This is a genomic window from Streptomyces sp. NPDC006208, from assembly GCF_040613775.1.
Taxonomy (GTDB): domain Bacteria; phylum Actinomycetota; class Actinomycetes; order Streptomycetales; family Streptomycetaceae; genus Streptomyces.
On the sequence record NZ_JBEXSW010000018.1, the window covers coordinates 96498 to 120461 of the forward strand.

Annotated in this window: 18 protein-coding genes; 13 read left to right on the forward strand and 5 right to left on the reverse strand. The window is 70.6% G+C overall.

Going from position 1 to position 23964, the window contains the following annotated elements:
* Positions 1 to 56 precede the first annotated feature (56 nt).
* Complete coding sequence (mutM, locus tag ABZ208_RS17040) at positions 57 to 917, forward strand: bifunctional DNA-formamidopyrimidine glycosylase/DNA-(apurinic or apyrimidinic site) lyase (RefSeq protein ID WP_356910259.1); 861 nt, start codon at positions 57 to 59, stop codon at positions 915 to 917.
* Here mutM and ABZ208_RS17045 read toward each other — a convergent pair.
* Complete coding sequence (locus ABZ208_RS17045; RefSeq protein WP_356910260.1) at positions 890 to 1315, reverse strand: helix-turn-helix domain-containing protein; 426 nt, start codon at positions 1313 to 1315, stop codon at positions 890 to 892. The genes mutM and ABZ208_RS17045 overlap by 28 nt on opposite strands.
* 113 nt (positions 1316 to 1428) lie before the next feature.
* Here ABZ208_RS17045 and ABZ208_RS17050 point away from each other — a divergent pair, with 113 nt between their 5' ends.
* Entirely contained in the window at positions 1429 to 2019 is a 591-nt protein-coding gene (locus tag ABZ208_RS17050; RefSeq protein ID WP_356910261.1) for a flavodoxin family protein, read from the forward strand.
* A gap of 70 nt (positions 2020 to 2089) precedes the next feature.
* Here ABZ208_RS17050 and ABZ208_RS17055 read toward each other — a convergent pair whose 3' ends face one another.
* Entirely contained in the window at positions 2090 to 2965 is an 876-nt protein-coding gene (locus ABZ208_RS17055; RefSeq protein WP_356910262.1) for a CAP domain-containing protein, read from the reverse strand.
* Positions 2966 to 3119: 154 nt separating this feature from the next.
* On the opposite strand from ABZ208_RS17055, the gene ABZ208_RS17060 reads away from it, so the two are divergent.
* From ABZ208_RS17060 to ABZ208_RS17075, 4 genes are all read left to right on the forward strand, one after another.
* A complete protein-coding gene (locus ABZ208_RS17060) occupies positions 3120 to 3401 on the forward strand; it encodes an acylphosphatase (protein ID WP_356910263.1) in 282 nt (93 codons plus the stop codon).
* A gap of 413 nt (positions 3402 to 3814) precedes the next feature.
* A complete protein-coding gene (locus tag ABZ208_RS17065) occupies positions 3815 to 4033 on the forward strand; it encodes a hypothetical protein (protein ID WP_215097132.1) in 219 nt (72 codons plus the stop codon).
* A gap of 185 nt (positions 4034 to 4218) precedes the next feature.
* Positions 4219 to 8121 (forward strand): AAA family ATPase, encoded by a 3903-nt coding sequence (locus ABZ208_RS17070; protein WP_356910264.1) that lies wholly within the window; start codon positions 4219 to 4221, stop codon positions 8119 to 8121.
* A gap of 153 nt (positions 8122 to 8274) precedes the next feature.
* On the forward strand, positions 8275 to 9696 hold the full coding sequence (locus tag ABZ208_RS17075) for a sugar porter family MFS transporter (RefSeq protein WP_356910265.1): 1422 nt from the start codon (positions 8275 to 8277) through the stop codon (positions 9694 to 9696).
* Between the two features lie 34 nt (positions 9697 to 9730).
* Here ABZ208_RS17075 and ABZ208_RS17080 read toward each other — a convergent pair whose 3' ends face one another.
* The gene (locus ABZ208_RS17080; protein WP_356910266.1) at positions 9731 to 10708 is read right to left on the reverse strand and encodes an LLM class flavin-dependent oxidoreductase; all 978 of its coding nucleotides are present in this window, start codon (positions 10706 to 10708) and stop codon (positions 9731 to 9733) included.
* 158 nt (positions 10709 to 10866) lie between these two features.
* Between ABZ208_RS17080 and ftsY the strand changes: the two genes are divergently transcribed.
* Positions 10867 to 12090 (forward strand): signal recognition particle-docking protein FtsY, encoded by a 1224-nt coding sequence (gene ftsY / locus ABZ208_RS17085; protein WP_356910267.1) that lies wholly within the window; start codon positions 10867 to 10869, stop codon positions 12088 to 12090.
* A gap of 92 nt (positions 12091 to 12182) precedes the next feature.
* Here ftsY and ABZ208_RS17090 read toward each other — a convergent pair whose 3' ends face one another.
* Positions 12183 to 12845, reverse strand: a complete 663-nt coding sequence (locus tag ABZ208_RS17090) for a bifunctional DNA primase/polymerase (RefSeq protein ID WP_356910268.1) — start codon at positions 12843 to 12845, stop codon at positions 12183 to 12185.
* A 429-nt stretch (positions 12846 to 13274) separates the two neighbouring features.
* Here ABZ208_RS17090 and ABZ208_RS17095 point away from each other — a divergent pair, with 429 nt between their 5' ends.
* The 6 genes from ABZ208_RS17095 (at position 13275) to ftsH (ending at position 22982) form a co-directional block, all read left to right on the forward strand.
* On the forward strand, positions 13275 to 14750 hold the full coding sequence (locus tag ABZ208_RS17095; RefSeq protein WP_356910269.1) for a hypothetical protein: 1476 nt from the start codon (positions 13275 to 13277) through the stop codon (positions 14748 to 14750).
* Positions 14751 to 15048: 298 nt separating this feature from the next.
* The gene (locus ABZ208_RS17100) at positions 15049 to 16404 is read left to right on the forward strand and encodes an ammonium transporter (RefSeq protein ID WP_356910270.1); all 1356 of its coding nucleotides are present in this window, start codon (positions 15049 to 15051) and stop codon (positions 16402 to 16404) included.
* Positions 16401 to 16739 carry a P-II family nitrogen regulator gene (locus tag ABZ208_RS17105; RefSeq protein WP_356910271.1) on the forward strand — a complete coding sequence of 113 codons (339 nt, stop codon included), beginning with the start codon at positions 16401 to 16403 and terminating at the stop codon, positions 16737 to 16739. The genes ABZ208_RS17100 and ABZ208_RS17105 overlap by 4 nt, the downstream gene beginning before the upstream one ends.
* Positions 16740 to 16765: 26 nt before the next feature.
* The gene (locus ABZ208_RS17110; protein ID WP_356910272.1) at positions 16766 to 19228 is read left to right on the forward strand and encodes a [protein-PII] uridylyltransferase; all 2463 of its coding nucleotides are present in this window, start codon (positions 16766 to 16768) and stop codon (positions 19226 to 19228) included.
* A 216-nt stretch (positions 19229 to 19444) separates the two neighbouring features.
* The gene (ffh, locus tag ABZ208_RS17115; RefSeq protein ID WP_356910273.1) at positions 19445 to 20995 is read left to right on the forward strand and encodes a signal recognition particle protein; all 1551 of its coding nucleotides are present in this window, start codon (positions 19445 to 19447) and stop codon (positions 20993 to 20995) included.
* A 70-nt stretch (positions 20996 to 21065) separates the two neighbouring features.
* The gene (ftsH, locus tag ABZ208_RS17120) at positions 21066 to 22982 is read left to right on the forward strand and encodes an ATP-dependent zinc metalloprotease FtsH (RefSeq protein WP_356910274.1); all 1917 of its coding nucleotides are present in this window, start codon (positions 21066 to 21068) and stop codon (positions 22980 to 22982) included.
* Between the two features lie 21 nt (positions 22983 to 23003).
* Here ftsH and ABZ208_RS17125 read toward each other — a convergent pair whose 3' ends face one another.
* Complete coding sequence (locus ABZ208_RS17125; protein ID WP_356910275.1) at positions 23004 to 23852, reverse strand: SAM-dependent methyltransferase; 849 nt, start codon at positions 23850 to 23852, stop codon at positions 23004 to 23006.
* Between the last annotated feature and the right edge of the window lie 112 nt (positions 23853 to 23964).

The window sequence follows — 23964 nt, forward strand, 5'->3', positions numbered from 1 at the left end:
GGCGTTGTGGGAGCGGTACGCTGCGAGCGTCGTCGGAGACTGACACAGGAGAGCCCGTGCCCGAGCTGCCCGAGGTCGAAGTCGTACGCCGTGGCCTGCAGCGCTGGGTCAGCGGGCGGACGATCGCCGAGGTCGAGGTGCTGCACCCCCGCGCGGTGCGACGGCATCTCGCGGGCGGTGAGGACTTCGCGGCGCGGCTGAAGGGCCGCATCGTCGGCGACGCGAGCCGGCGCGGAAAGTATCTGTGGCTGCCCGTGGCGGAGACCGACACGTCCGTCCTCGCCCACCTCGGTATGTCCGGTCAGCTGCTCATACAGGCCGAAGACGCCCAGGACGAGAAGCATCTGCGGATCCGGGTCCGCTTCGACGACGTTCTCGGCACCGAGCTCCGCTTCGTCGACCAGCGCACTTTCGGTGGTCTGTCCCTGCATGAGAACGCTCCCGGCGGGCTGCCCGACGTCATCGCGCACATCGCCCGCGATCCGCTGGACCCGCTCTTCGACGATGCGGCCTTCCACACCGCGCTGCGGTCCCGGCGTACGACGATCAAGCGCGCGCTGCTCGACCAGTCACTGATCAGCGGTGTCGGCAACATCTACGCGGACGAGGCGCTGTGGCGGGCCAGACTCCACTACGAGCGGCCCACCGCGACGCTGACCCGCCCCCGCTCGGCCGAACTGCTCGGCCATGTACGGGAGGTGATGACCGCCGCACTCGCCGTCGGTGGCACCAGCTTTGACAGTCTGTATGTGAACGTCAACGGCGAATCGGGTTATTTCGAGCGGTCGTTGGACGCCTATGGACGCGAAGACCAGCCCTGCCGCCGCTGCGGTACACCCATGCGCCGCCGGCCCTGGATGAACCGCTCCAGCTATTTCTGCCCGCGCTGTCAGCGGGCCCCGCGCACCGTGTCCTGACTCCCTGCCGTGTCCTGACCCGCTGGGCCCTCACGCTCGGTGTCGTAGTGCTCGCGAGCGGCCAGCACTTCGGGCATCCGGCCCTCCACCAGGTGGATCAGCCCCAGCAGCCGCTCGGCAACGGCCCGGCCGAGGCCCGTGAGTTCGTAGTCCACCCGCGGTGGATTCGTCGGCTGGGCCTCCCGGTGCACCAGGCCGTCCCGTTCCAGCGCGTGGAGCGTCTGGGAGAGCATCTTCTCGCTCACGCCGTCGACGCGTCGCCGCAGCTCGTTGAAGCGCATCGATCCCTCGTGCAGCGCCCCGATCGTCAGACTGCCCCAGCGCCCCGTCACATGCTCCAGCGTGGTGCGCGAGGGGCACTGCCGGGAGAACACGTCGAACGCGAGGTCGTTGTCCATGGCTGCCAGGATACTCACGCACAGCGCTAACCAAGGGTTTGCGCTAACTGAAAGTTAGTGCTTTCCTTTCTTCATTGCTGAAGGCCAGTGCTGCTGATGAGGAGACCCCTGCAATGACCACACCTGTCGTCTCGATCGCCTACCACTCCGGCTTCGGGCACACCGCCGTGATCGCCGAAGCCGTCCGCGTCGGCGCTGCCGACGCCGGCGCACGGGTCCACCTGGTCAAGGTGGACGAGATCAGTGACGCCGAATGGGAGCTGCTGGACGGCTCCGACGTCATCGTCTTCGGCTCGCCCACATACATGGGCACCGCGTCCGGCGCCTTCCACCAGTTCGCCGAGGAGACATCGAAGCGCTGGTTCACCAAGTCCTGGCACAACAAGCTGGCCGCCGGATTCACCAACTCCGGCTCCAAGAGCGGCGACAAGCTGCACACCCTGCAGTACTTCCAGACGCTCGCTTCGCAGCACAACATGATCTGGGTGCCCCTGGGCCTGGCCCCGGGCTGGAACACCACGGAGGGCTCCGAGAACGACCTCAACCGCCTCGGCTTCTTCGCCGGCGCCGCCGCCCAGACCAATGCGGACGAGGGCCCGGAGGGCGTGCACAAGGCGGACATCGCGACGGCCGAGCACCTCGGCCGCCGCGTCGCCGAGACGGCCCGGGTGTTCATCGCCGGCCGGAGCGCCGTCGCCGCGTAACGGCCGCAGACACGCCAAGGGCCCAGGTCACCATGGGGTGACCTGGGCCCTTGACGTGACGAACCGACTGCTAGAAGCCGAAGTCCTGCGTCCACCACGGGCCGCCGTCGGCGATGAACACACCGACACCGAGCGTCTTGTAGTCGCAGTTGAGGATGTTCTGGCGGTGACCCTCGCTGTTCATCCAGGCGTCCATCACGGCGGCCGGATCGGCCTGCCCACGCGCGATGTTCTCGCCGCCGAGGTTGGTCACACCCGCCTTGCCCGCGCGGTCCCAGGGGGTCGCACCCTCAGGGTTGGTGTGGTCGAAGAATCCACGGTTCGCCATGTCCCGGCTGTACGCGTCGGCCAGCTTGCCCAGGGTGGGGTCGGCCTTGACCGGGCTGCAGCCGACCTTGGCGCGTTCGTCGTTCACCAGCTTCAGCACGCCCGCCTCGGCGGAGGTCTCGGCGCTCGACGGGGTCTCGGCGACCGGGTTCGACCGCTCGGGTGCCGGGCGGCTGGGCGCGCTCGACCGCTCCGGGGCCGGGGCGGTGCGCGGCTTCTTCTTCTCGGGCCTCTCGGCGGCCTTCGAGGGCGCCGCCGACGGCTTGGCGGCCCTGTTCGGCTCGGCCGGCTTGGAGGACGGGGTCTTCGAAGCAGGCTTGGACGGTGCCTTCGACGGGGCCTTGGGGTCCGCCGAGGGCTTGCGCGGGGAGGTCGCGCTACCCGAGGTGCCGGATGTGCCCGCTGTCGGCTCGTCGCTTGCGTCGCCCTGCGTCTGAAGGTGCGGGACTCCCTGCGTACGCACCTGCGAAGCGGACTGGCCTGCGGGAACCGCGGTGTCCTTGTCGCCGCCCGGCAGAATGCCGGCGGTCACTGCCACCGCGCCGACCGCCATGGCTGCGGAGGCGCCGAGCAGCCCGGTGCGGACGGGCAGACCCCTCTTCCGTCGATGGCGTCCCATCTGCTCTGCCTTCCTGGTTTCGGACGCTCCCGCCATCGGCGGTCCGGTCCACGAGACTCACCCGTTCGAGTGAGGGTCATTGGATGGCGACTGTACGCGAATACGCCCAAAGGCGACGTGACCGGTGAGCTACCGGCCCGTTACCGTGCACCCCATGAACGATCATGCGCGGCTCACCGCCTGGGTACGCGGCCGAGTACAGGGAGTGGGCTTTCGCTGGTTCACCAGGGCAAATGCCTTGGAGATCGGCGGCCTCTCCGGCTTCGCCCTCAACCTCGATGACGGTCGCGTTCAGGTGGTCGCCGAGGGGCCACGTGACAATTGCCACCTTTTGCTCGAATGGCTCCGTTCCGACGACACGCCCGGCCGGGTCGACGGAGTCACTGAGATCTGGGACACGCCCCGCGGTGGTTACGACGGCTTCGCCATCCGCTGAGACGGCCCCGGCGTACCCGTCGGCACGGCGTCCCACGCGTGCGGGCGGACGTCCGGGGAGCATGCCGTGAGCACCCTGTCGGCAGGAGAAAGAGGCTGGTGGTTGCCAAGAAGCGGCTACTCGTGCCAGGCTGCGCCCTAAGGATGATCTCCATGCCCCCAGGGCCCCGCAGGTCAGGCTCCGCCGCGGTTTCAGCGGCTGTATGCCCCCGGGTTGCCCGCCGATACGGGGTGTGATCGTGTTGACCGTCAAACTTTTTGGTGAGACTCTGGAAGCCCCGCGCACCTTAGCTGTTTGGCAGTAAGAACCGCAGCAATATCAAGCAGTAACAAGCACTGCCGAGCACCGCGGGTGCGAATCCCTCACGACCCACACCGATTCGGTCGGTCACTCAGTGTGGAGGACCATCCATCATGGCAAAGGCGCTTCTCGGTTACGTCGGCGGTTCCGATCCGCGACTCCTCGCCGAGATGCGACGGCTCCAGCAGCGCGTCCAGGACCTCGAATCCGAGCTGGTACGGATTCAGTCCGAGAACGACGCGCTGAACGCTGCCGTCGCTCAGCACCCTGGAGAGTCGCTGCTTGACGGCATCGACATCGACGTACCCCAGGCGGAGCCCGCGCTCACCTGAGCACGGCGTCCGCTGGAGTTCTTCGAAGCAAGATATGCAAGGGACGCCTAGGCGTCCCTTCTTTCTTTCCGGGCTGGTGCCCCGCCCCGACCGATGCCTCGCCCCCCTGCGGTGCTTTCTTTAACGTCTGATGTGCCCTGCACCTTCATGGGTGAAACCGCGAGTGAAAGGTAGAGTCCGGCGGCGTGCACCTCAAGGCCATGACCCTGCGCGGCTTCAAGTCGTTCGCCTCCGCCACCACCCTGCGCTTCGAGCCGGGTATCACCTGCGTGGTGGGCCCCAACGGGTCGGGCAAGTCCAATGTGGTGGACGCGCTCTCCTGGGTCATGGGTGAACAGGGAGCCAAGTCCCTGCGCGGCGGAAAGATGGAGGACGTCATCTTCGCCGGGACGACCGGGCGGCCGCCGCTCGGTCGCGCCGAGGTCTCCCTGACCATCGACAACTCCGACGGTGCGCTGCCCATCGAGTACGCCGAGGTCACCATCACGCGGATCATGTTCCGCAACGGCGGCAGCGAGTACCAGATCAATGGCGACACCTGCCGACTGCTCGACATCCAGGAACTGCTGTCCGACTCCGGTATCGGCCGGGAGATGCACGTCATCGTCGGACAGGGCCAGCTCGACTCCGTCCTGCACGCCGACCCGATGGGGCGCAGGGCCTTCATCGAGGAGGCGGCCGGCGTACTCAAGCACCGCAAGCGCAAGGAGAAGGCGCTGCGGAAGCTGGACGCGATGCAGGCCAACCTCGCCCGCGTACAGGACCTGACCGACGAACTGCGCCGCCAGCTCAAGCCGCTGGGACGCCAGGCGGCGGTCGCCCGGCGGGCCGCCGTCATCCAGGCCGATCTGCGCGACGCCCGGCTCCGGCTTCTCGCCGACGATCTCGTACGCATGCGGGAAGCGCTGCGTACGGAGGTCGCCGACGAAGCCGCGCTCAAGGAACGCAAGGAAGCCGCCGAGGCCGAGCTCAAGTCGGCGCTGACGCGTGAGGCGGATCTGGAGGACGAGGTACGCAGGCTCGCGCCGAGGCTCCAGCGGGCCCAGCAGAGCTGGTACGAACTCTCGCAGCTGGCCGAGCGGGTGCGCGGTACGACCTCGCTCGCCGACGCCCGGGTCAAGAGCGCGACAGCTCAGCCGGCGGAGGAGCGGCGGGGGCGTGACCCGGAGGACATGGAGCGCGAGGCCGCCCGCATCCGCGAGCAGGAGGCGGAGCTGGAGGCCGCGATGGAGGCGGCGCAGCACGCACTGGAGGACACCGTCGCCCACCGCGCCGAACTGGAGCGCGAACTCGCGGTCGAGGAACGCAGGCTCAAGGATGTCGCCCGGGCGATCGCCGACCGGCGCGAAGGACTGGCCCGGCTCGGCGGCCAGGTCAACGCCGCCCGCTCGCGTGCGGCATCGGCACAGGCCGAGATCGACCGGCTGGCCGCCGCGCGGGACGAGGCGCAGGAGCGGGCCGTCGCGGCGCAGGAGGAGTACGAGCAGCTGAAGGCCGAGGTCGACGGCCTCGACGCGGACGACTCGGCGCTGGCCGAGCAGCACGACGCGGCCAAGCGGGAACTGGCCGCGGCGGAGGCGGCGCTCGGCGCCGCCCGGGAGGCGCTGACCGGCGCGGAACGCAAGCGCGCCGCGGTGGCCGCCCGGCGCGAGGCGCTCGCGCTCGGCCTGCGCCGCAAGGACGGCACCGGGACTCTGCTCGGCGCGAAGGACCGCCTCGGCGGCCTCCTCGGCCCGGCCGCCCAGCTGCTCACCGTGACCCCCGGCTTCGAGATCGCGGTGGCAGCGGCCCTGGGCGTGGCGGCGGACGCGGTGGCAGTCGCCAACCCCGCCACGGCCGCAGAAGCGATCCGCCTGCTGCGCAAGCAGGACGGGGGGCGTGCGGCGATGCTGCTGGCGGGCGCGGCGGAACCTGCTCCGTCCGCCGGTGACCACCTGACCGGTGGCGCGGGCACCGACAGCATCGGCGTCCGCCACGGATCGCACAGCGGCGGAGGTCACGCGCCCGGCGATGCCGAGGGGATGACGGGTACACGGCCGACGGGCGGGCCTGGGGCACCGCTCGACGGGGCGCCGGAGAACGACACTCACCCGGCCGTGGTCCGCTCGGGCAACCACGGCGTCGGCGGTGGCGCGGCTGGTGCGGGCGACAGCCGTGAACCGGCCGAGCGGTGGGACGACGCACGCGGCGCAGCCGCAGCCGTCACGGGCGACGACCTTCGCGCGCCGGGCCCGGACAGGTGCGACCCGGCCGGCGTGGCACCGGCGGTCGGGCGGGCCTGGGACCACGCCCCGCACGTCGCCGACCTCGTCCGCGGGCCCGATGAGCTCATGCCCGCGGTGCGGCGTCTGCTGCGCGGCATCGTCGTCGTCGGGACGCTCGAGGACGCCGAGGACTTTGTGTACGCGCACCCCGAGCTGACCGCCGTCACCGCCGAAGGCGACGTGCTCGGCGCCCACTTTGCACACGGCGGCTCCGCCGGGGCGCCCAGTCTGCTCGAAGTGCAGGCGTCCGTCGACGAGGCAGCCGCCGAGCTGGAGGAGCTGGCCCTGCAGTGCGAGGAGCTGACCGCCGCACAGCAGCAGGCCGTGGCGCGCCGCGGCGCCTGCGCCGCGCTCGTGGAGGAACTGGGGGAGCGGCGCAGAGCTGCCGACCGGGAGAAGTCCGCGGTCTCCGGGCAGTTGGGACGGCTCGCCGGGCAGGCGCGCGGCGCCGCCGGTGAGGCCGAGCGGACCACGGCGGCCGCGGCCCGGGCCCAGGAAGCATTGGAGCGGGCCCGCGAGGAGGCCGAGGAGCTGGCCGAACGGCTTCTTGTGGCCGAGGAGGCCCCTGTCGAGGACGAGCCCGACACCTACACACGGGACCGGCTCGCCGCCGACGGCGCCAACGCGCGCCAGACCGAGATGGAGGCCCGCCTCCAGGTGCGTACGCACGAGGAGCGCGTAAAGGGGCTCGCGGGCCGAGCCGACGCGCTGGACCGGGGAGCGCGGGCCGAGCGCGAGGCCCGGGCGCGCGCCGATCAGCGCCGGGCCCGGCTGCGTCACGAGGCCGAGGTCGCCGCCGCGGTGGCCGGCGGTGCCCGCCAGCTGCTGGCGCACGTCGAGGTGTCGCTCGTACGGGCCGAGGCGGAGCGCGTCGAGGCCGAGGCCGCCAAGGCGGAGCGGGAGCAGGAGCTGACCGCCGCCCGCAACCGGGGGCGCGACGTGAAGAGCGAGCTCGACAAGCTGACCGACTCGGTCCACCGCGGCGAGGTGCTCGGCGCGGAGAAGCGGCTGAGGATCGAGCAGCTGGAGACCAGGGCCCTGGAGGAGCTTGGTGTGGAGCCGGCCGGGCTGGTCTCGGAGTACGGCCCCGACCAGCTGGTGCCGCCGTCGCCGCCCGCCGAGGGCGAGGAACTGCCCGAGGACCCGGAGCATCCGCGGAACCTGCCGCGGCCCTTCGTGCGCGGGGAGCAGGAGAAGCGCCTCAAGGCCGCCGAACGGGCCTATCAGCAGCTCGGAAAGGTGAATCCGCTGGCGCTGGAGGAGTTCTCCGCGCTGGAGGAACGGCACAAGTTCCTCTCCGAGCAGCTTGAAGATCTGAAGAAGACCCGGGCCGATCTGCTGCAGGTCGTCAAGGAGGTCGACGAGCGCGTCGAGCAGGTCTTCACCGAGGCGTACCGGGACACCGCCCGGGAGTTCGAAGGGGTCTTCTCCCGGCTCTTCCCCGGCGGCGAGGGCCGGCTCGTCCTGACCGATCCCGACAACATGCTCACCACAGGCGTGGATGTCGAGGCCCGGCCGCCCGGCAAGAAGGTCAAGAGGCTCTCGCTGCTCTCCGGCGGCGAGCGTTCGCTGACCGCCGTGGCCATGCTGGTGTCGATCTTCAAGGCCCGGCCGAGCCCGTTCTACGTGATGGACGAGGTCGAGGCCGCACTCGACGACACCAACCTCCAGCGGCTGATCCGCATCATGCAGGAGCTGCAGGAGAGCTCACAGCTGATCGTGATCACGCACCAGAAGCGGACCATGGAGGTCGCGGACGCCCTGTACGGCGTGTCCATGCAGGGAGACGGCGTCTCCAAGGTGATCAGCCAGCGCCTGCGGTAGCACCCCTTTTCGGCTCGGAGCTTCGACATATGAAGACATGGCCTCTGCGGCATTGCTTGTGTCTTCAAGTGGTGGGCTGCCTGAAGTTGTGCGCCACTGGAGGGGCTGACCCCCCACGCCCGGCGTCGCCGCCGGGCGGCCCCAGGAGTGCATGTGACAGGTGCAGCGCAGGCGCCCGAAGGCCGTAAGGCCAGGCCGGAGCATCTCAGCCGGGTCGTCTTCCTCGCGGCAGCGGCCGCGATGGGTGGCTTCCTCTTCGGCTACGACAGTGCGGTGATCAACGGCGCCGTCGTCGCGATCCGCGATCGCTTCGATGTCGGTTCCGAGCTCCTGGCCCAGGTCATCGCCGCCGCGCTGATCGGCTGTGCCATCGGCGCGGCGACCGCCGGCCGGATCGCCGACCGCATCGGCCGGATCCGCGTCATGCAGATCGCCTCCGTGCTGTTCATCGCCAGCGCGCTCGGCTCCGCGCTGCCGACCGCCCTGTGGGACCTCGCCATGTGGCGTGTGATCGGCGGCGTCGCCATCGGCATGGCCTCGGTCATCGCCCCGGCCTACATCGCCGAGGTGTCCCCGTCGGCGTACCGCGGCCGCCTCGCCTCGTTCCAGCAGGCTGCCATCGTCATCGGCATCGCCGTCTCACAGCTGGTCAACTTCGGCGTCCTCAACCTCGCGGACGGTGAGCAGCGCGGTGAGATCGGCGGGTTCGAGGCCTGGCAGTGGATGCTCGGCATCATGGTTGTACCGGCTCTGCTCTACGGACTGCTCTCCTTCTTCATCCCGGAGTCGCCCCGCTACCTGGTCTCCATCGGCCGCACGCAGGAGGCCCGCAAGGTGCTGCGCGAGGTCGAGGGCAAGACGGTGAACCTGGACACCAGGGTCGCCGAGATCGAGCAGAACATGCGGCACGAGCGGAAGCCGTCGTTCAACGACCTGCTCGGCGGAAAGTTCCTCTTCCTGCCGATCGTCTGGATCGGCATCGGCCTCTCCGTCTTCCAGCAGCTCGTCGGCATCAACGTGATCTTCTACTACAGCTCCTCGCTGTGGCAGTCGGTCGGTATCGATCCGGAGAGCTCGTTCCTCTACTCCTTCGAGACGTCCATCGTGAACATCGTCGGTACGGTGATCGCGATGCTGCTCGTCGACCGGCTCGGCCGCAAGCCGCTCGCGCTCATCGGTTCCATCGGCATGACGATCTCGCTCGGCCTGGCCGCCTGGGCGTTCTCGTACAAGACCGGCACCGGCAAGGACATCTCACTGCCTGACCTCCAGGGCACGGTGGCGCTCTTCGCCGCCAACTTCTTCGTGCTCTTCTTCGCCCTCTCCTGGGGCGTCGTGGTGTGGGTGCTGCTCGGCGAGATGTTCCCGGGCAAGATCCGCGCCGCCGCGCTGGGTGTCGCCGCCTCGGCCCAGTGGATCGCCAACTGGCTGATCACCGTGACGTTCCCGCCCCTGTCCGACTGGAACCTGTCGGGCGCGTACGTGATCTACGCAGCCTTCGCCCTGCTCTCGATCCCCTTCATCCTCAAGTGGGTGCCGGAGACGAAGGGCAAGGCGCTGGAGGAGATGGGCTGATCCCCGCCACCCTCGCCACGGACGCTGCCCCGGCTCAGCGCGTGAGCCGGGGCAGCACCGTCTCGCACAGCAGCTCCAGGCTGCGCCGGCCCTCGTCCACCGGCATCCCTCCGCACAAGGGGTGCAGGACCAGACTCCCGCCCCGCGCTCCGAGCTCCGTGCACTCGCCCGGCGTGACGATCCGGTACACACCCTCGCGCCGCAGCTCCTCGACCGTGCTCGCCTTGGAGCGCACGGCGGACCGGATGTCCTTGGACTGCCAGGAGGCATACGTCCGCGCCTCGTGCAGGAAGTGCTCGCCGTACAGCGCCCAGGCCCGGTCCGGGTCCTCGGCGACATGCAGCAGCGGGGTCCGCTCGGCGGGCATCATGCAAAAGCCCTCGGTTCCGTACGCGGCGCGCTGCTCGTTGTAGTACGCCTCCAGCTCCGGCAGGTGCGCGCTCGGGAAGAACGGCAGCCCGAACCGGGCAGCGCGGCGGGCGGCGGCCCGGGAGGAGCCGCCGACCAGCAGCATCGGATGCGGCTGCGTGTACGGGCGGGGAGTGACGCGCACGGTGCGCCCGCGGTACGTGAACGGCTCACCGGTCCAGGCCGCCAGCAGCGTGTGGATCAGCTCGTCCTGGAGCGCGCCGCGCCGCCCCCATTCCACGCCCAGCTGTTCGTACTCCTCCGGCCGGTAGCCGATACCTGCGACGGTGACCAGCCGGCCCTTGCCGATCAGATCGAGTACGGCGATGTCCTCGGCCAGCCGCAGCGGATCGTAGAGCGGCCCGATGATCGCCGATACGGTCACCGCGATACGGCGCGTCGCGCCGAGCACGGCCCCCGCGAAGACGAAGGGGGAAGGGAGCCAGTTGTCGGCGGCTCCGTGGTGCTCCTCGGTCTGGACGGTGTCGACGCCGCGTTCGTCGGCGTACGCCGCCATCTCCAGCGCCGACCGGTAGCGAGCCGCCAGCGTCTCGGCCGTGGCGCCGGGGTCGACGAGGTTGAAGCGGACAACGGTGAATGCCATGGGAACGTCCCCCTCCGCCGGGTGTGGACATGGCAAGGAGGGACAGTAGCTGACGTAGCGTCAGATCGGCAGGGTTCCGGACCCGGAACCGCGGCGGTTGCGCGTCCCGCCTCGGGGAACCGGGCGTGCGGCGAGGGGTCACGCATACTGGACGCGTTATGGAAATCGTCATCCTTGCTGTAGTCATCGCCCTGGTCGCGGTCGGCGCCATCAGCGGGCTCGTGGTCAGCAGCCGCAAGAAGAAGCAGCTGCCGCCCCGGCCGCCGTCGAGCACGCCGACCATCACTGCTCCGCCCGCCGAACCGCACGTCGGTGACGAGGCGGAGACACCGCGCGACGAACCCCGCCGCACCATCGAGGAGGTCGACCTCCCGACCGCCGAAGAGGCGGTCGAAGCCCCGGTCGCCCTCGAGGACCCGGTCGTCGCCGAGCCCCTCGCCCCCGAGATCGAGATCCCGGAGCCGACCGCCGGACGGCTGGTCCGGCTGCGCGCCCGGCTCGCCCGCTCGCAGAGCTCACTCGGCAAGGGGCTGCTCACGCTCCTGTCCCGCGAGCACCTCGACGAGGAGACGTGGGAGGAGATCGAGGACACGCTGCTCACCGCCGACGTCGGTGTCGCGCCGACCCAGGAGCTCGTCGAGCGGCTGCGCGAGCGCGTGAAGGTCCTCGGCACCCGTACCCCGGTGGAGCTGCGCACCCTGCTGCGCGAAGAGCTGCTCACGCTGCTCGGCACCGACTTCGACCGCTCCGTCAGGACCGAGAGCGGAGTCGACACTCCTGGCGTGGTCATGGTCGTCGGCGTGAACGGCACCGGCAAGACCACCACGACCGGCAAGCTGGCCCGCGTCCTGGTCGCGGACGGCCGCTCCGTGGTGCTCGGCGCTGCCGACACCTTCCGTGCCGCCGCCGCCGACCAGCTCCAGACCTGGGGTGAGCGGGTGGGCGCCCGTACCGTACGCGGCCCCGAGGGGGGCGACCCTGCCTCCATCGCGTTCGACGCGGTCAAGGAAGGCATCGCCGAGGGCGCCGATGTCGTGCTCATCGACACCGCCGGCCGGCTGCACACCAAGACGGGCCTGATGGACGAGCTCGGCAAGGTCAAGCGCGTCGTGGAGAAGCACGGCCCGCTGGACGAGATCCTGCTGGTCCTGGACGCCACGACCGGTCAGAACGGTCTGGTGCAGGCCCGGGTGTTCGCCGAGGTCGTGGACATCACCGGCATCGTGCTGACCAAGCTGGACGGCACCGCCAAGGGCGGCATCGTCATCGCGGTCCAGCGGGAGCTGGGCGTTCCGGTGAAGCTCGTCGGACTCGGCGAGGGCCCGGACGACCTGGCGCCTTTCGAGGCGGAGGCCTTTGTCGACGCGCTGATCGGCGACTGAACGCCGGTCTGAACGCCATTGCCCGGCCGCGTCACCGACGCGGCCGGGCAATTCTGCTGTCCGGGCCCGTCCCGGCCGTGCCCCGCTCCCGGTCAGGGGTGGGAGCGGTGGCAGACGTAGGCCAGCGTGCCCAGCAGCAGCCGGGCCTGCGGCGGGGCGGCCGCCCTGTCCAGCGACGGGGCGCGCAGCCACTGCACCGGGCCGAGGCCCGCGCGGTCCGACGGCGGGGCCGTGACATGGTCGCCCGGGCCCAGGCAGTGCAGATCCAGATCCGCGTCGTCCCAGCCCATCCGGTAGAGCAGCTGGGGCAGCTCCGCAGCCGCTCCCGGCGCCACGAAGAACTGGCAGCGGCCGTCCGGGGTGAGCGACACCGGGCCGATCGGCAGCCCCATGCGCTCCATCCGCACCAGTGCACGGCGGCCCGCGAAAGCCGCGACGTCGAGGACGTCGAAGCTGCGTCCCACGGGCAGGAGCAGCGAGGCGCCGGGTACCTCCGCCCACGCCTTGCTCGCCTCGTCGAGCGTGGCGCCCGCCGGGACCTCGAGCGCGAAGTCGAGGGGGTGCGCGCCCGGGGCCGTGCACCCCTCGTCGCCGCAGGAGCACCGGCCCGCCGCGGCGCGTGCGCCAGGAACCACCGGCCAGCCCCACAGGCCGGTGTACTCGGCCACCGCAGTGGCCTCCGTCGTGCGCCCGCGGCGCCGGGAGCCGGACCGGATCTGACTGATCCCCCGGGTGCCGCCGATCGTGAAGCCCATGCCCCCTCCAACGGGTCCAACGCGCCGGTGGTTACGACTCGGAGTTCTCCTGTGACGCTCCGTCGTCCCCGATCCGGGTGACGGCGGCGCGCGACGGCCGGCGGGGGAGCGCGAACGATGGCGCGCGCCTGTAAGTGCATCGTTCCACTGCCTCCCGATTGTCCCGTGTCAAGTGAATCGCGCCTGGCGGTAGGCGAGTTCATTCGAAGGGGTGGCGAATGGTGGCGTTTCTGCAATCTCCCTCGCCGGGGCGGTGATCGTAGGATTACTTTCGGTGCACGGACCCTGGGAATCTGTGCGTCTTTGGGTATGCCAACGGCAACCAGGTTTCCTGTTCGAGTGGGTGCAAGGTCCCCACCGGCAGTCGCAATTCACGGCATTCTGGTAGGGGTTCGAAGCAACGAGGCTTCGACGGATGGAGGCGTTCCAGTGGGCGGCAGCGGCGCAGACGGTACGACCACCGGCAAGCGCCCGAACGAGCAGCTGAGCTCATGGTTCGTGCGCAGTGGCTGGTCCAAGGGCGAGCTCGCGCGCCAGGTGAATCGCAGGGCGCGCCAGATGGGCGCACACCACATCAGCACGGACACGTCGCGCGTGCGCCGCTGGCTGGACGGCGAGCAGCCGCGCGAGCCGATTCCGCGCATCCTCTCCGAGCTCTTCTCCGAGCGGTTCGGCAGCGTCGTCGCCATCGAGGACCTCGGACTGCGGTCGGTGCACCAGTCGCCCTCCGTGTCCGGCGTCGACCTGCCCTGGGCGGGCCCGCAGACCGTCACCCTGCTCAGCGAGTTCTCGCGCAGCGACCTGATGCTGGCCCGGCGCGGCTTCCTCGGAACATCGCTGGCGCTCGCAGCGGGACCCGCCCTCGTCGAGCCGATGCAGCGCTGGCTCGTGCCCAGCCCGGCCGCCGAACCGGGACCCCAGGAAGCACCCCCTGCCCAGCGCCGCTCGTCAAGGCTGTCCAAGCCCGAGCTGGACCTGCTCGAGTCCACCACCGCCATGTTCCGCCAGTGGGACGCCCAGTGCGGCGGGGGACTGCGGCGCAAGGCCGTGGTCGGCCAGCTGCACGAGGTCACCGACCTGCTCCAGGAGCCGCAGCCCGCGGCCACCGAGAAGCGGCTGTTCAAATGCGCCGCCGAGCTCGCCGAACTGGCCGGCTGGATGAGCTACGACGTCGGCCTGCAGCCCACGGCGCAGAAGTACTTCGTCCTCGCCCTGCACGCCTCCAAGGAGGCGGGCGACAAGCCGCTCGGTTCGTACATCCTGTCCTCGATGAGCCGCCAGATGATCCACCTCGGCCGCCCCGAGGACGCCCTGGAGCTCATCCATCTGGCCCAGTACGGCGGCCGTGACTGCGCCACCCCGCGCACCCAGGCCATGCTGTATGCGATGGAGGCCCGCGCATACGCCAACATGGGCCAGCCCAGCAAGTGCCGGCGAGCCGTCCGGATGGCCGAGGACACCTTCGCCGACGCCGGTCTCGACGGTGAGCCCGAGCCCGACTGGATCCGGTTCTTCTCCGAGGCCGAGCTCAACGGCGAGAACGCCCACTCCTACCGTGACCTGGCCTATGTCGCGGGCCGCAGCCCCACCTACGCCTCGCTCTCCGAGCCGGTGATGGAGCGGGCCGTGGACCTGTTCCGCGAGGACGACGTGCACCAGCGGTCGTACGCACTCAACCTCATCGGCATGGCCACGGTGCACCTGCTGAAGAGGGAGCCCGAGCAGTCCACCGTGCTGGCCGGCGAGGCACTCGCCGTCGCCAAGCGGGTGCGCTCCGAGCGCGTGAACACCCGGCTGCGCAAGACCGTCGACACGGCCGCGCGGGACTTCGGCGACGTCCCCGAGGTCGCCCAGTTCACCGACCTGCTCACAGCTCAGCTGCCCGAGGCCGCCGAGGCGGTCTGACCGCGGCACCCAGGACCCCGGCCGCGACACTCACCCTGAACAGCCCGACTCGGCTCCCCCGCCAGGTCATCCGGGTGAGTGCCGCGGCCGGTCTGCGTCCGGGGAGGATACGCCCGCCCCTTTCGGGCGATCATTCCGTTCATGGTGACGTAACACGCCGGACCTCTTCGTCACGGCCGCGAAACATCGTGCGGCATCCGCCGAAACGGCGCTGCGTCAACCTCATGGCGCATAACCGGCCCGCCCATTCCGCTCAGGCTCCGCCCGCACGCGGCCGCACGACGACGAGGAGACGCCGATGCCCCCAGGCATCTCGACCCTTGCCGCAGACACGCCGACGCTGTCTGCTGCCAACACCGGCTTCATGCTCATCTGCTCCGCCCTGGTGATGCTCATGACCCCCGGCCTCGCCTTCTTCTACGGAGGCATGGTCCGCGTCAAGAGCACCCTGAACATGCTGATGATGAGCTTCATCAGCCTTGGGATCGTCACCATCCTCTGGGTGCTCTACGGCTTCAGTCTCGCCTTCGGCGCCGACGTCGGCTCGGTCATCGGCTGGAGCTCCGACTACGTCGGCCTCAGCGGTATCGGTCTCAACGAGCTCTGGGACGGCTACACCATCCCGATCTACGTCTTCGCCGTGTTCCAGCTGATGTTCGCGGTCATCACGCCCGCCCTGATCAGCGGTGCGCTCGCGGACCGCGTGAAGTTCACCGCCTGGGCGATCTTCGTCGCCCTGTGGGTCACCGTCGTCTACTTCCCGGTCGCGCACTGGGTCTGGGGCGCCGGCGGCTGGCTCTTCGAGCTGGGCGTCATCGACTTCGCCGGTGGTACCGCCGTCCACATCAACGCCGGTGCCGCGGCCCTCGGCGTGATCCTCGTCATCGGCAAGCGCATCGGCTTCAAGAGGGACCCGATGCGGCCGCACAGCCTGCCGCTGGTCATGCTCGGCGCCGGTCTGCTGTGGTTCGGCTGGTTCGGCTTCAACGCCGGCTCGTGGCTCGGCAACGATGACGGCGTCGGCGCGGTGATGTTCGTCAACACCCAGGTCGCCACCGCCGCCGCCATGCTCGCCTGGCTGCTGTACGAGAAGATCCGCCACGGCGCTTTCACCACCCTCGGTGCGGCCTCCGGCGCGGTCGCCGGTCTGGTCGCCATCACCCCCTCCGGCGGCGCGGTCTCCCCGCTCGGCGCGATCGCCGTCGGTGCCATCGCCGGTGTGCTCTGCGCCATGGCCGTCGGCCTCAAGTTCAAGTTCGGCTACGACGACTCCCTCGACGTCGTCGGCGTCCACCTCGTCGGCGGTGTGGCCGGCTCCCTGCTGGTCGGCTTCTTCGCCACCGGCGGTGTCCAGAGCGACGTCAAGGGCCTCTTCTACGGCGGCGGCGTCGACCAGCTCACCAAGCAGGCCATCGGTGTCTTCTCGGTCCTGGCCTACTCTCTGGTGGTCTCCGCGATCCTCGCCTTCCTCCTCGACAAGACGATCGGCATGAGGGTCGACGAGGACGTCGAGGTCTCCGGCATCGACCAGGTCGAGCACGCCGAGACCGCGTACGACTTCAGTGGTGCGGGCGGAGGAGCCGGCTCCCGCAAGGCCGCACCCGCGCCGAGTGACACCGTGGCAGCCGCAGAATCCAAGAAGGTGGACGCATGAAGCTCATCACCGCAGTCGTGAAGCCGCACCGGCTGGACGAGATCAAGGAGGCCCTGCAGGCCTTCGGCGTCCAGGGCCTCACGGTCACGGAGGCCAGCGGTTACGGCCGGCAGCGCGGCCACACCGAGGTCTACCGGGGCGCCGAGTACACGGTCGACCTGGTCCCCAAGATCCGTATCGAGGTACTGGTCGAGGACGGCGACGCCGAGCAGCTCGTCGATGTGATCGTCAAGGCCGCCCGCACCGGCAAGATCGGTGACGGCAAGGTCTGGAGCGTTCCGGTCGAGACCGCGGTACGGGTCAGGACCGGCGAGCGCGGTCCGGACGCGCTCTGAGCGCAGGGCAGAACAGGAGCTGTTGGGTGACGAGCCCCGAAGTGACCACCGAAGCGGAAGACTCGGGACCCAGCGGCTATGCGGCGGCCCGGCTGCGCCTTCTCACCGAGAAGGCGCAGTCCGGGCCGCCGCGCCGTGCTGCGCTGGCCGAGCTCACGGACGACTGGCTGTCCGCACTCCTCGCCGCCGCCGTGCAGGCGGCGGACGTACGCGGTGTCGCCCTTGTCGCCGTCGGCGGCTACGGCCGCGGCGAGCTGTCGCCACGCAGCGACCTCGACCTCTTGCTGCTCCACGACGGCAGCGCGGAGTCCAGCGCGATCGCCACCCTCGCCGACAGGATCTGGTATCCCGTCTGGGACCTGGGACTCGCCCTGGACCACTCCGTGCGCACCCCCGCCGAAGCCCGCAGGACCGCGGGCGAGGACCTCAAGGTGCAGCTCGGACTGCTCGACGCCCGGCCCGTCGCCGGAGATCTCGGACTGGTCGCCGCGCTGCGCACCACCGTGCTCGCCGACTGGCGCAACCAGGCCCCCAAGCGGCTGCCCGAGCTCGACGAGCTCTGCCGGGAGCGCGCCGAACGCCAGGGGGAGCTGCAGTTCCTGCTCGAACCCGACCTCAAGGAAGCCCGCGGCGGACTGCGGGACACCACCGCACTGCGCGCCGTGGCCGCCTCCTGGCTCGCCGACGCACCCCGCGAAGGACTCGGCGAAGCCCGCCGCACCCTGCTCGACGTACGCGACGCCCTCCATCTGACCACCGGACGGGCCACCGACCGGCTCGCTCTCCAGGAACAGGACCAGGTCGCCGCCGAACTCGGCCTGCTCGACGCCGACACCCTGCTGCGCCAGGTCTACGAAGCCGCCCGCACCGTCTCCTACGCCGCCGACGTCACCTGGCGCGAGGTGAACCGGGTGCTCAGGGCGCGGTCCGTACGGCCCAGACTGCGGGCCATGTTCAGCGGCGGCCGCCCGCCGCAGCCCGAACGTGTCCCCCTCGCCGAAGGCGTCGTGGAACAGGACGGCGAAGTCGTGCTCGCCCGCACCGCGCGCCCCGAACGCGACCCCGTGCTCCCGCTGCGCGCCGCTGCCGCCGCCGCCCAGTCCGGGCTGCCCCTCTCCCTCCACGCCGTACGCCGTCTCGCCGCCACCGCCCGACCGCTGCCGGTGCCCTGGCCCGCCGAAGCCCGCGAGGAGCTGGTCACCCTGCTCGGCGCGGGCGAGCCCGCTGTGGCCGTCTGGGAAGCGCTCGAGGCCGAAGGCCTGATCACCCGGATGCTTCCCGACTGGGAGCGGGTCCGGTGCCGGCCGCAGCGCAACGCCGTGCACACCTGGACCGTCGACCGGCACCTCGTCGAAACGGCCGTCAAGGCGTCCGCGCTCACCCGCCGCGTCGGCCGCCCCGACCTGCTGCTGGTCGCCGCACTGCTCCATGACATCGGCAAAGGCTGGCCCGGCGACCACTCGGTGGCCGGCGAGACCATCGCCCGCGACGTCGCCACCCGGATCGGCTTCGACCGCAGCGATGTGGCCGTCATCGCCACCCTCGTACGGCAGCACCTGCTGCTCATCGAGACGGCCACCCGGCGCGACCTGGACGACCCCGCCACCGTCGCCTCCGTCGCGGCGGCCGTCGGGTCGGTGGGCACCCTGGAGCTGCTCCACGCCCTGACGGAGGCCGACGCCCTCGCGACCGGTCCCGCGGCCTGGTCCTCGTGGCGCGGTTCACTCGTCACCGAGCTCGTGAAGCGTGCCGCGGCCGTCCTCGCCGGGGACGCCCCGGCCGAACCGGAACCCGCCGCTCCCAGCGCCGAACAGGAACGGCTCGCGATCGAGGCGCTGCGCACGGGTGAGCCGGTGCTCGCGCTGCACACCCAGACCGGGACCCCGCAGCCGGACGGCGAACCGGAACCCGTCGGCGTCGAATTGCTGATCGCCCTGCCCGACCAGCCGGGTGTGCTCCCCGCGGCGGCAGGCGTACTCGCCCTGCACCGGCTGACCGTCCGCGCCGCCGACCTGCGCGCGGTCGAGCTCCCGAGCGAGATCGGGTCCGGCCAGGCGCTTGTACTGAACTGGCGCGTCGCGGCCGAGTACGGCTCCCTGCCTCAGGCGGCCCGGCTCCGCGCCGACCTCGTCCGCGCTCTGGAGGGCTCGCTGAACATCCCGGCCAGACTCGCCGAACGCGAGGCGGCGTATCCGCGCAGGCGCGGGGTCACGGCCCCGCCACCCCGTGTCACGGTCGCCCCGACCGCCTCGAACCTGGCCACGGTGCTGGAGGTCCGCGCCCAGGACGCACCGGGCCTGCTGCACCGGATCGGGCGGGCGCTGGAGGGAGCGAAGGTCCGGGTGAGGAGCGCACATGTCTCGACCCTGGGCTCGAACGCCGTGGACGCCTTCTATGTGACATGCGTCAACGGACAGCCCCTGTCGGCGCAGGCTGCCGTAGACGTCGTACGGGCGGTGGACGAAGGCCTGCGCCGGCCGGCGGAGTGATGCCCGGCCGGGAGGGGCGCTGAGCAGGACGTGCTTCCCGCACATGCGGGGATCGGCCGGCCTGCTCAGCGGGTCATGAAGACCGTCAAGGCATGCTCCCCGCCGCTGCGGGGATTCGGCCCCCGCCTGCCGTACAACGGGCGGGGGCATATATGTTCCGGCGCCCGATACCCTTGGGTCGTCCACCTTGCCCCTACCCGAGGATTCGCGACCACCGTGTTCGATACGCTTTCCGACCGCCTCAGCGCGACTTTCAAGAACCTCAGGGGCAAAGGGCGCCTCTCCGAGGCCGACATCGATGGCGCAGCCCGGGAAATCCGTATCGCCCTGCTCGAGGCGGATGTCGCCCTTCCCGTCGTCCGCGAGTTCATCAAGCAGGTCAAGACGAGGGCGCTCGGTGCCGAGGTCTCCAAGGCGCTGAATCCGAGCCAGCAGGTCATCAAGATCGTCAACGAAGAGCTGGTCACGATCTTGGGCGGCGAGACCCGCCGTCTGCGGTTCGCCAAGACCGCGCCGACCGTGATCATGCTCGCCGGTCTCCAGGGTGCCGGTAAGACCACCCTCGCCGGAAAGCTCGGTCTCTGGCTCAAGGCCCAGGGACACTCCCCGCTGCTCGTCGCCTGTGACCTCCAGCGCCCCAACGCCGTCAACCAGCTCGCCGTCGTCGCCGAGCGCGCCGGTGTCGCCGTCTACGCCCCCCAGCCGGGCAACGGCGTCGGCGACCCCGTCCAGGTCGCCAAGGACTCCATCGAGCACGCGCGGACCAAGGTCCACGACATCGTCATCGTCGACACCGCCGGCCGCCTCGGCATCGACCAGGAGATGATGCAGCAGGCCGCGGACATCCGTGACGCGGTCAGCCCCGACGAGATCCTCTTCGTCGTCGACGCCATGATCGGTCAGGACGCGGTCAACACCGCGGAGGCCTTCCGCGACGGCGTCGGCTTCGACGGCGTGGTGCTCTCCAAGCTGGACGGCGACGCCCGCGGTGGTGCCGCGCTCTCCGTCGCGCACGTCACCGGCAAGCAGATCATGTTCGCCTCCAACGGCGAGAAGCTGGACGACTTCGACGCGTTCCACCCGGACCGCATGGCGTCCCGCATCCTCGGCATGGGCGACATGCTCTCCCTGATCGAGAAGGCCGAGCAGACCTTCAGCCAGGAAGAGGCCGCCAAGATGGCCTCCAAGCTGGCGAGCAGCAAGGGCAAGGACTTCACGCTCGACGACTTCCTGGCCCAGATGGAGCAGGTCCGCAAGATGGGCTCGATCTCCAAGCTGCTCGGCATGCTGCCCGGCATGGCCCAGATGAAGGAGCAGATCAACAACATCGACGAGCGCGACGTGGACCGCACGGCCGCGATCATCAAGTCGATGACCCCGGCCGAGCGCCAGGAGCCGACGATCATCAACGGCTCGCGCCGTGCCCGAATCGCCAAGGGCTCCGGTGTCGACGTCAGCGCGGTCAAGAGCCTGGTGGAGCGGTTCTTCGAGGCCCGCAAGATGATGTCGCGGATGGCGCAGGGCGGCGGGATGCCCGGCATGCCCGGCATCCCGGGCATGGGCGGCGGTCCCGGCCGGCAGAAGAAGCAGATCAAGCAGGCCAAGGGCAAGCGCAAGAGCGGCAACCCGATGAAGCGCAAGGCCGAGGAGCAGGCCGCCGCCGCGCGTCGCGAGGCGGCGGCGCAGGGCAACGCCTTCGGCCTGCCGGCCGGCGAGCCGGGCAACGAGTTCGAACTGCCGGACGAGTTCAAGAAGTTCATGGGCTGATCTCCCCGGGACGGATGTGGGCACCCGCTGAGCGGGTGCCCGCGTCGTTTTTCTGGCTTAACGTCCCGGTATGACCAACTCCGTGCCGCCGCGTCAGACGCCGGAGAAGCCATGGCGCTCGGAGGGTGCACCGTCCCCGGCGCCGCGCCGCAGGATGCCGGGCGGCTGGGTCGGGCTGGCCATCACGGCGTTGGTCGTCTTCCTGAGCGCCCTCCTCGTACTGTCCTACGTCAACAACGGCGACGAGCCGACCGTCTCGTACACGGAGTTCAGCAAGCAGGTCGCGGACGGCAACGTCTCGAAGATCTACTCCAAGGGCGATGCCATCCAGGGCCGGCTGAAGAACAAGGCTCCCCTCCCGGACGGCAAGGGCGACTACACGACGTTCACGACCCAGCGGCCCGCCTTCGCGGACGACAACCTGTGGGCGGAGCTGACCGAGCAGAAGGTCACCGTCACGGCCGTACCCGTCGTCGTGCAGCGAAGCTTCCTGTCGAACCTGCTGATCTCCCTCGCGCCGATGGTGCTGCTGGTGCTCCTGTGGGTGTTCATCGCCCGGCGGATGCGCGGCGGCGCGGGTGCCGGGGCGCTGGGCCGCAAGGCTCCGCCCAAGCCGGTCGAACTGGAGATGGGCAGGCGCACCACGTTCGACGACGTGGCGGGCATCGACGAGGTCGAGGGCGAGCTGAACGACGTCGTCGACTTTCTGAAGAATCCGCAGGCCTATCGGGCGATGGGTGCGCGGATGCCGGGCGGCGTGCTGCTGGCCGGTCCGCCCGGCACCGGCAAGACGCTGCTGGCGCGGGCGGTGGCGGGCGAGGCCGGTGTGCCGTTCTTCTCGGCGTCGGCCTCGGAGTTCATCGAGATGATCGTCGGCGTGGGTGCGAGCCGGGTGCGGGAACTGTTCGCCGAGGCGCGCAAGGTGGCGCCGGCGATCGTGTTCATCGACGAGATCGACACCATCGGCCGGGCGCGCGGCGGTGGTGCGGGGGTGGGCGGGCACGACGAACGGGAGCAGACTCTCAACCAGATTCTCACCGAGATGGACGGTTTCAGCGGCTCGGAGGGCGTGATCGTGCTGGCGGCCACCAACCGGGCGGATGTGCTCGACCCGGCGCTGACCAGGCCGGGCCGGTTCGACCGCATCGTGCAGGTGTCGCCGCCGGACCGCGGCGGCCGGGAGGCGATCCTCAGGATCCACACCCGGGAGATCCCGCTGGCCGCGGACGTCGATCTGGTCCAGGTGGCGCGTACGACGCCGGGGATGACCGGCGCTGAGCTCGCCAACCTCACCAACGAGGCCGCGCTCCTCGCGGTCAAGCGCGGGCGGAGTGCGGTCACGCGCGGCGATCTGTCCGACGCCCTGGAGAAGGTCCAGCTCGGCGCGGAGCGCCCGCTGGTCATGCCCGAGCCGGAGCGCAGGCGCACGGCCTACCACGAGAGCGGGCACGCCCTGCTGGGCATGCTCCAGCCGGGCGCCGACCCGGTCCGCAAGATCACCATCGTGCCGCGCGGCCGGGCGCTGGGCGTGACGCTGTCGACGCCGGACGCGGACCGGTACGCGTACACCGAGGAGTATCTGCGCGGGCGGATCATCGGGGCACTGGGCGGGATGGCGGCCGAGCACGTCGTCTTCGACGTGGTGACGACCGGTTCGGAGAGCGACCTGGAGCAGGTCACCGGTCTGGTGCGGGGCATGGTCGGCCGCTGGGGCATGAGCGAGCGCGTGGGCCGGCTGACCGCAATCCCGGGCGACGTGCAGCAGGCGTACGGTCTGTCCGCGGCGCCGGCGACGCTGGACACCGTGGAGCACGAGATGCGGCGCATCGTCGACGAGTGCTACGAGAGCGCGTGCCGCCAGTTGCGTGACGAGCGCGGCAAACTGGACGCACTGGCGGCGGCGCTCCTGGAGCACGAGACGCTGGAGGAGGAGGCGGCCTACCGGGCCGCCGGCATCACCCGTCTCGTCAAGGACACAGACGTCTGACGCCGGTCCGGCGCCCGGCCTTCACGGTGTCCGGGCGATCAGGTACCGGAAGACGTTGGGCATCCACACGGTGCCGTCGCGCCTGCGGTGGGGGTGGAGGGCTTCGGCGATCTCCTTCTCGACCTGTTCCCGGTCCGTCTCCTGCACCGCCTCGTCGTACAGGCCGGTCGACAGCAGCCCGCGCACCGCGCTGTCCAGGTCCGCGTACCCGAAGGGGCATGCCACCCGTCCCGAGCCGTCCGGCCTGAGTCCGGCCCCGGCCGCGACGTTCTCCAGGTCGTCGCGCAGTGCGGGACGCCAGCGGCTGGAGCTGCGCAGCCTTTCGGTGAGCCGTCCCGCGACGCGCAGCACACCCGAGGTGGCGCACCGCTCGGGCGGGCCCCAGCCGGTGAGCACCACGGCGCTCCCGCGTTCCGAGTGCGCGACCGCGGCCCCGAGCGCCGCCTTGAGCCCCTCCGCGTCGCCCGCGCTGCATCCGATCGGCTGGAATGCGGTGATGAGGTTGTACGGCCCGGGGCCGGGCTCACCGGGCGCCGGGAGATCTCCGTCGTAGAGCTGGGCCGCGGCGGTTGCGGCCCCGTCCGGTGCCATCCGCTCCAGTGCCAGTTCCAGGCGCGTGCGGTCGGTGTCGAATCCGGTCACGTGCGCGCCGCGGTTCGCGGCGATGACGAGGGCGAGCCCGGAACCGCAGCCGAGGCCCAGCAGCCGGGTTCCGGCGCCCACCTCCAGGCGCTCGTACACCGCCTCGTAGAGCGGTACCAGCATGCGTTCCTGGATCTCGGCCCAGTCACGGGCCCGTGCGCACGCCTCCGCCGAGGACTCGGCTGCCGACGCCGTACGGGGTCGGTGCCGGACGAGCGTAGGTGTCATCGAAAGCGCCCCAATCCGCCGAGAGGTCGGTTGTGCCCTGAAGGACCGCCCCCCGTGCGCGTACGCTTCGCGCTCCCCCGTATGCCAGAGAACTGCGCATGTGTCCCCGCGT

Coding starts and splice junctions, on each gene's coding strand:
- ABZ208_RS17045 (WP_356910260.1), bottom strand. CDS start 1,315: ATGGACAACGACCTCGCGTTCGACGTGTTCTCCCGGCAGTGCCCCTCG.
- ABZ208_RS17050 (WP_356910261.1), top strand. CDS start 1,429: ATGACCACACCTGTCGTCTCGATCGCCTACCACTCCGGCTTCGGGCAC.
- ABZ208_RS17055 (WP_356910262.1), bottom strand. CDS start 2,965: ATGGGACGCCATCGACGGAAGAGGGGTCTGCCCGTCCGCACCGGGCTG.
- ABZ208_RS17060 (WP_356910263.1), top strand. CDS start 3,120: ATGAACGATCATGCGCGGCTCACCGCCTGGGTACGCGGCCGAGTACAG.
- ABZ208_RS17065 (WP_215097132.1), top strand. CDS start 3,815: ATGGCAAAGGCGCTTCTCGGTTACGTCGGCGGTTCCGATCCGCGACTC.
- ABZ208_RS17080 (WP_356910266.1), bottom strand. CDS start 10,708: ATGGCATTCACCGTTGTCCGCTTCAACCTCGTCGACCCCGGCGCCACG.
- ftsY (WP_356910267.1), top strand. CDS start 10,867: ATGGAAATCGTCATCCTTGCTGTAGTCATCGCCCTGGTCGCGGTCGGC.
- ABZ208_RS17090 (WP_356910268.1), bottom strand. CDS start 12,845: ATGGGCTTCACGATCGGCGGCACCCGGGGGATCAGTCAGATCCGGTCC.
- ABZ208_RS17100 (WP_356910270.1), top strand. CDS start 15,049: ATGCCCCCAGGCATCTCGACCCTTGCCGCAGACACGCCGACGCTGTCT.
- ABZ208_RS17105 (WP_356910271.1), top strand. CDS start 16,401: ATGAAGCTCATCACCGCAGTCGTGAAGCCGCACCGGCTGGACGAGATC.
- ftsH (WP_356910274.1), top strand. CDS start 21,066: ATGACCAACTCCGTGCCGCCGCGTCAGACGCCGGAGAAGCCATGGCGC.
- ABZ208_RS17125 (WP_356910275.1), bottom strand. CDS start 23,852: ATGACACCTACGCTCGTCCGGCACCGACCCCGTACGGCGTCGGCAGCC.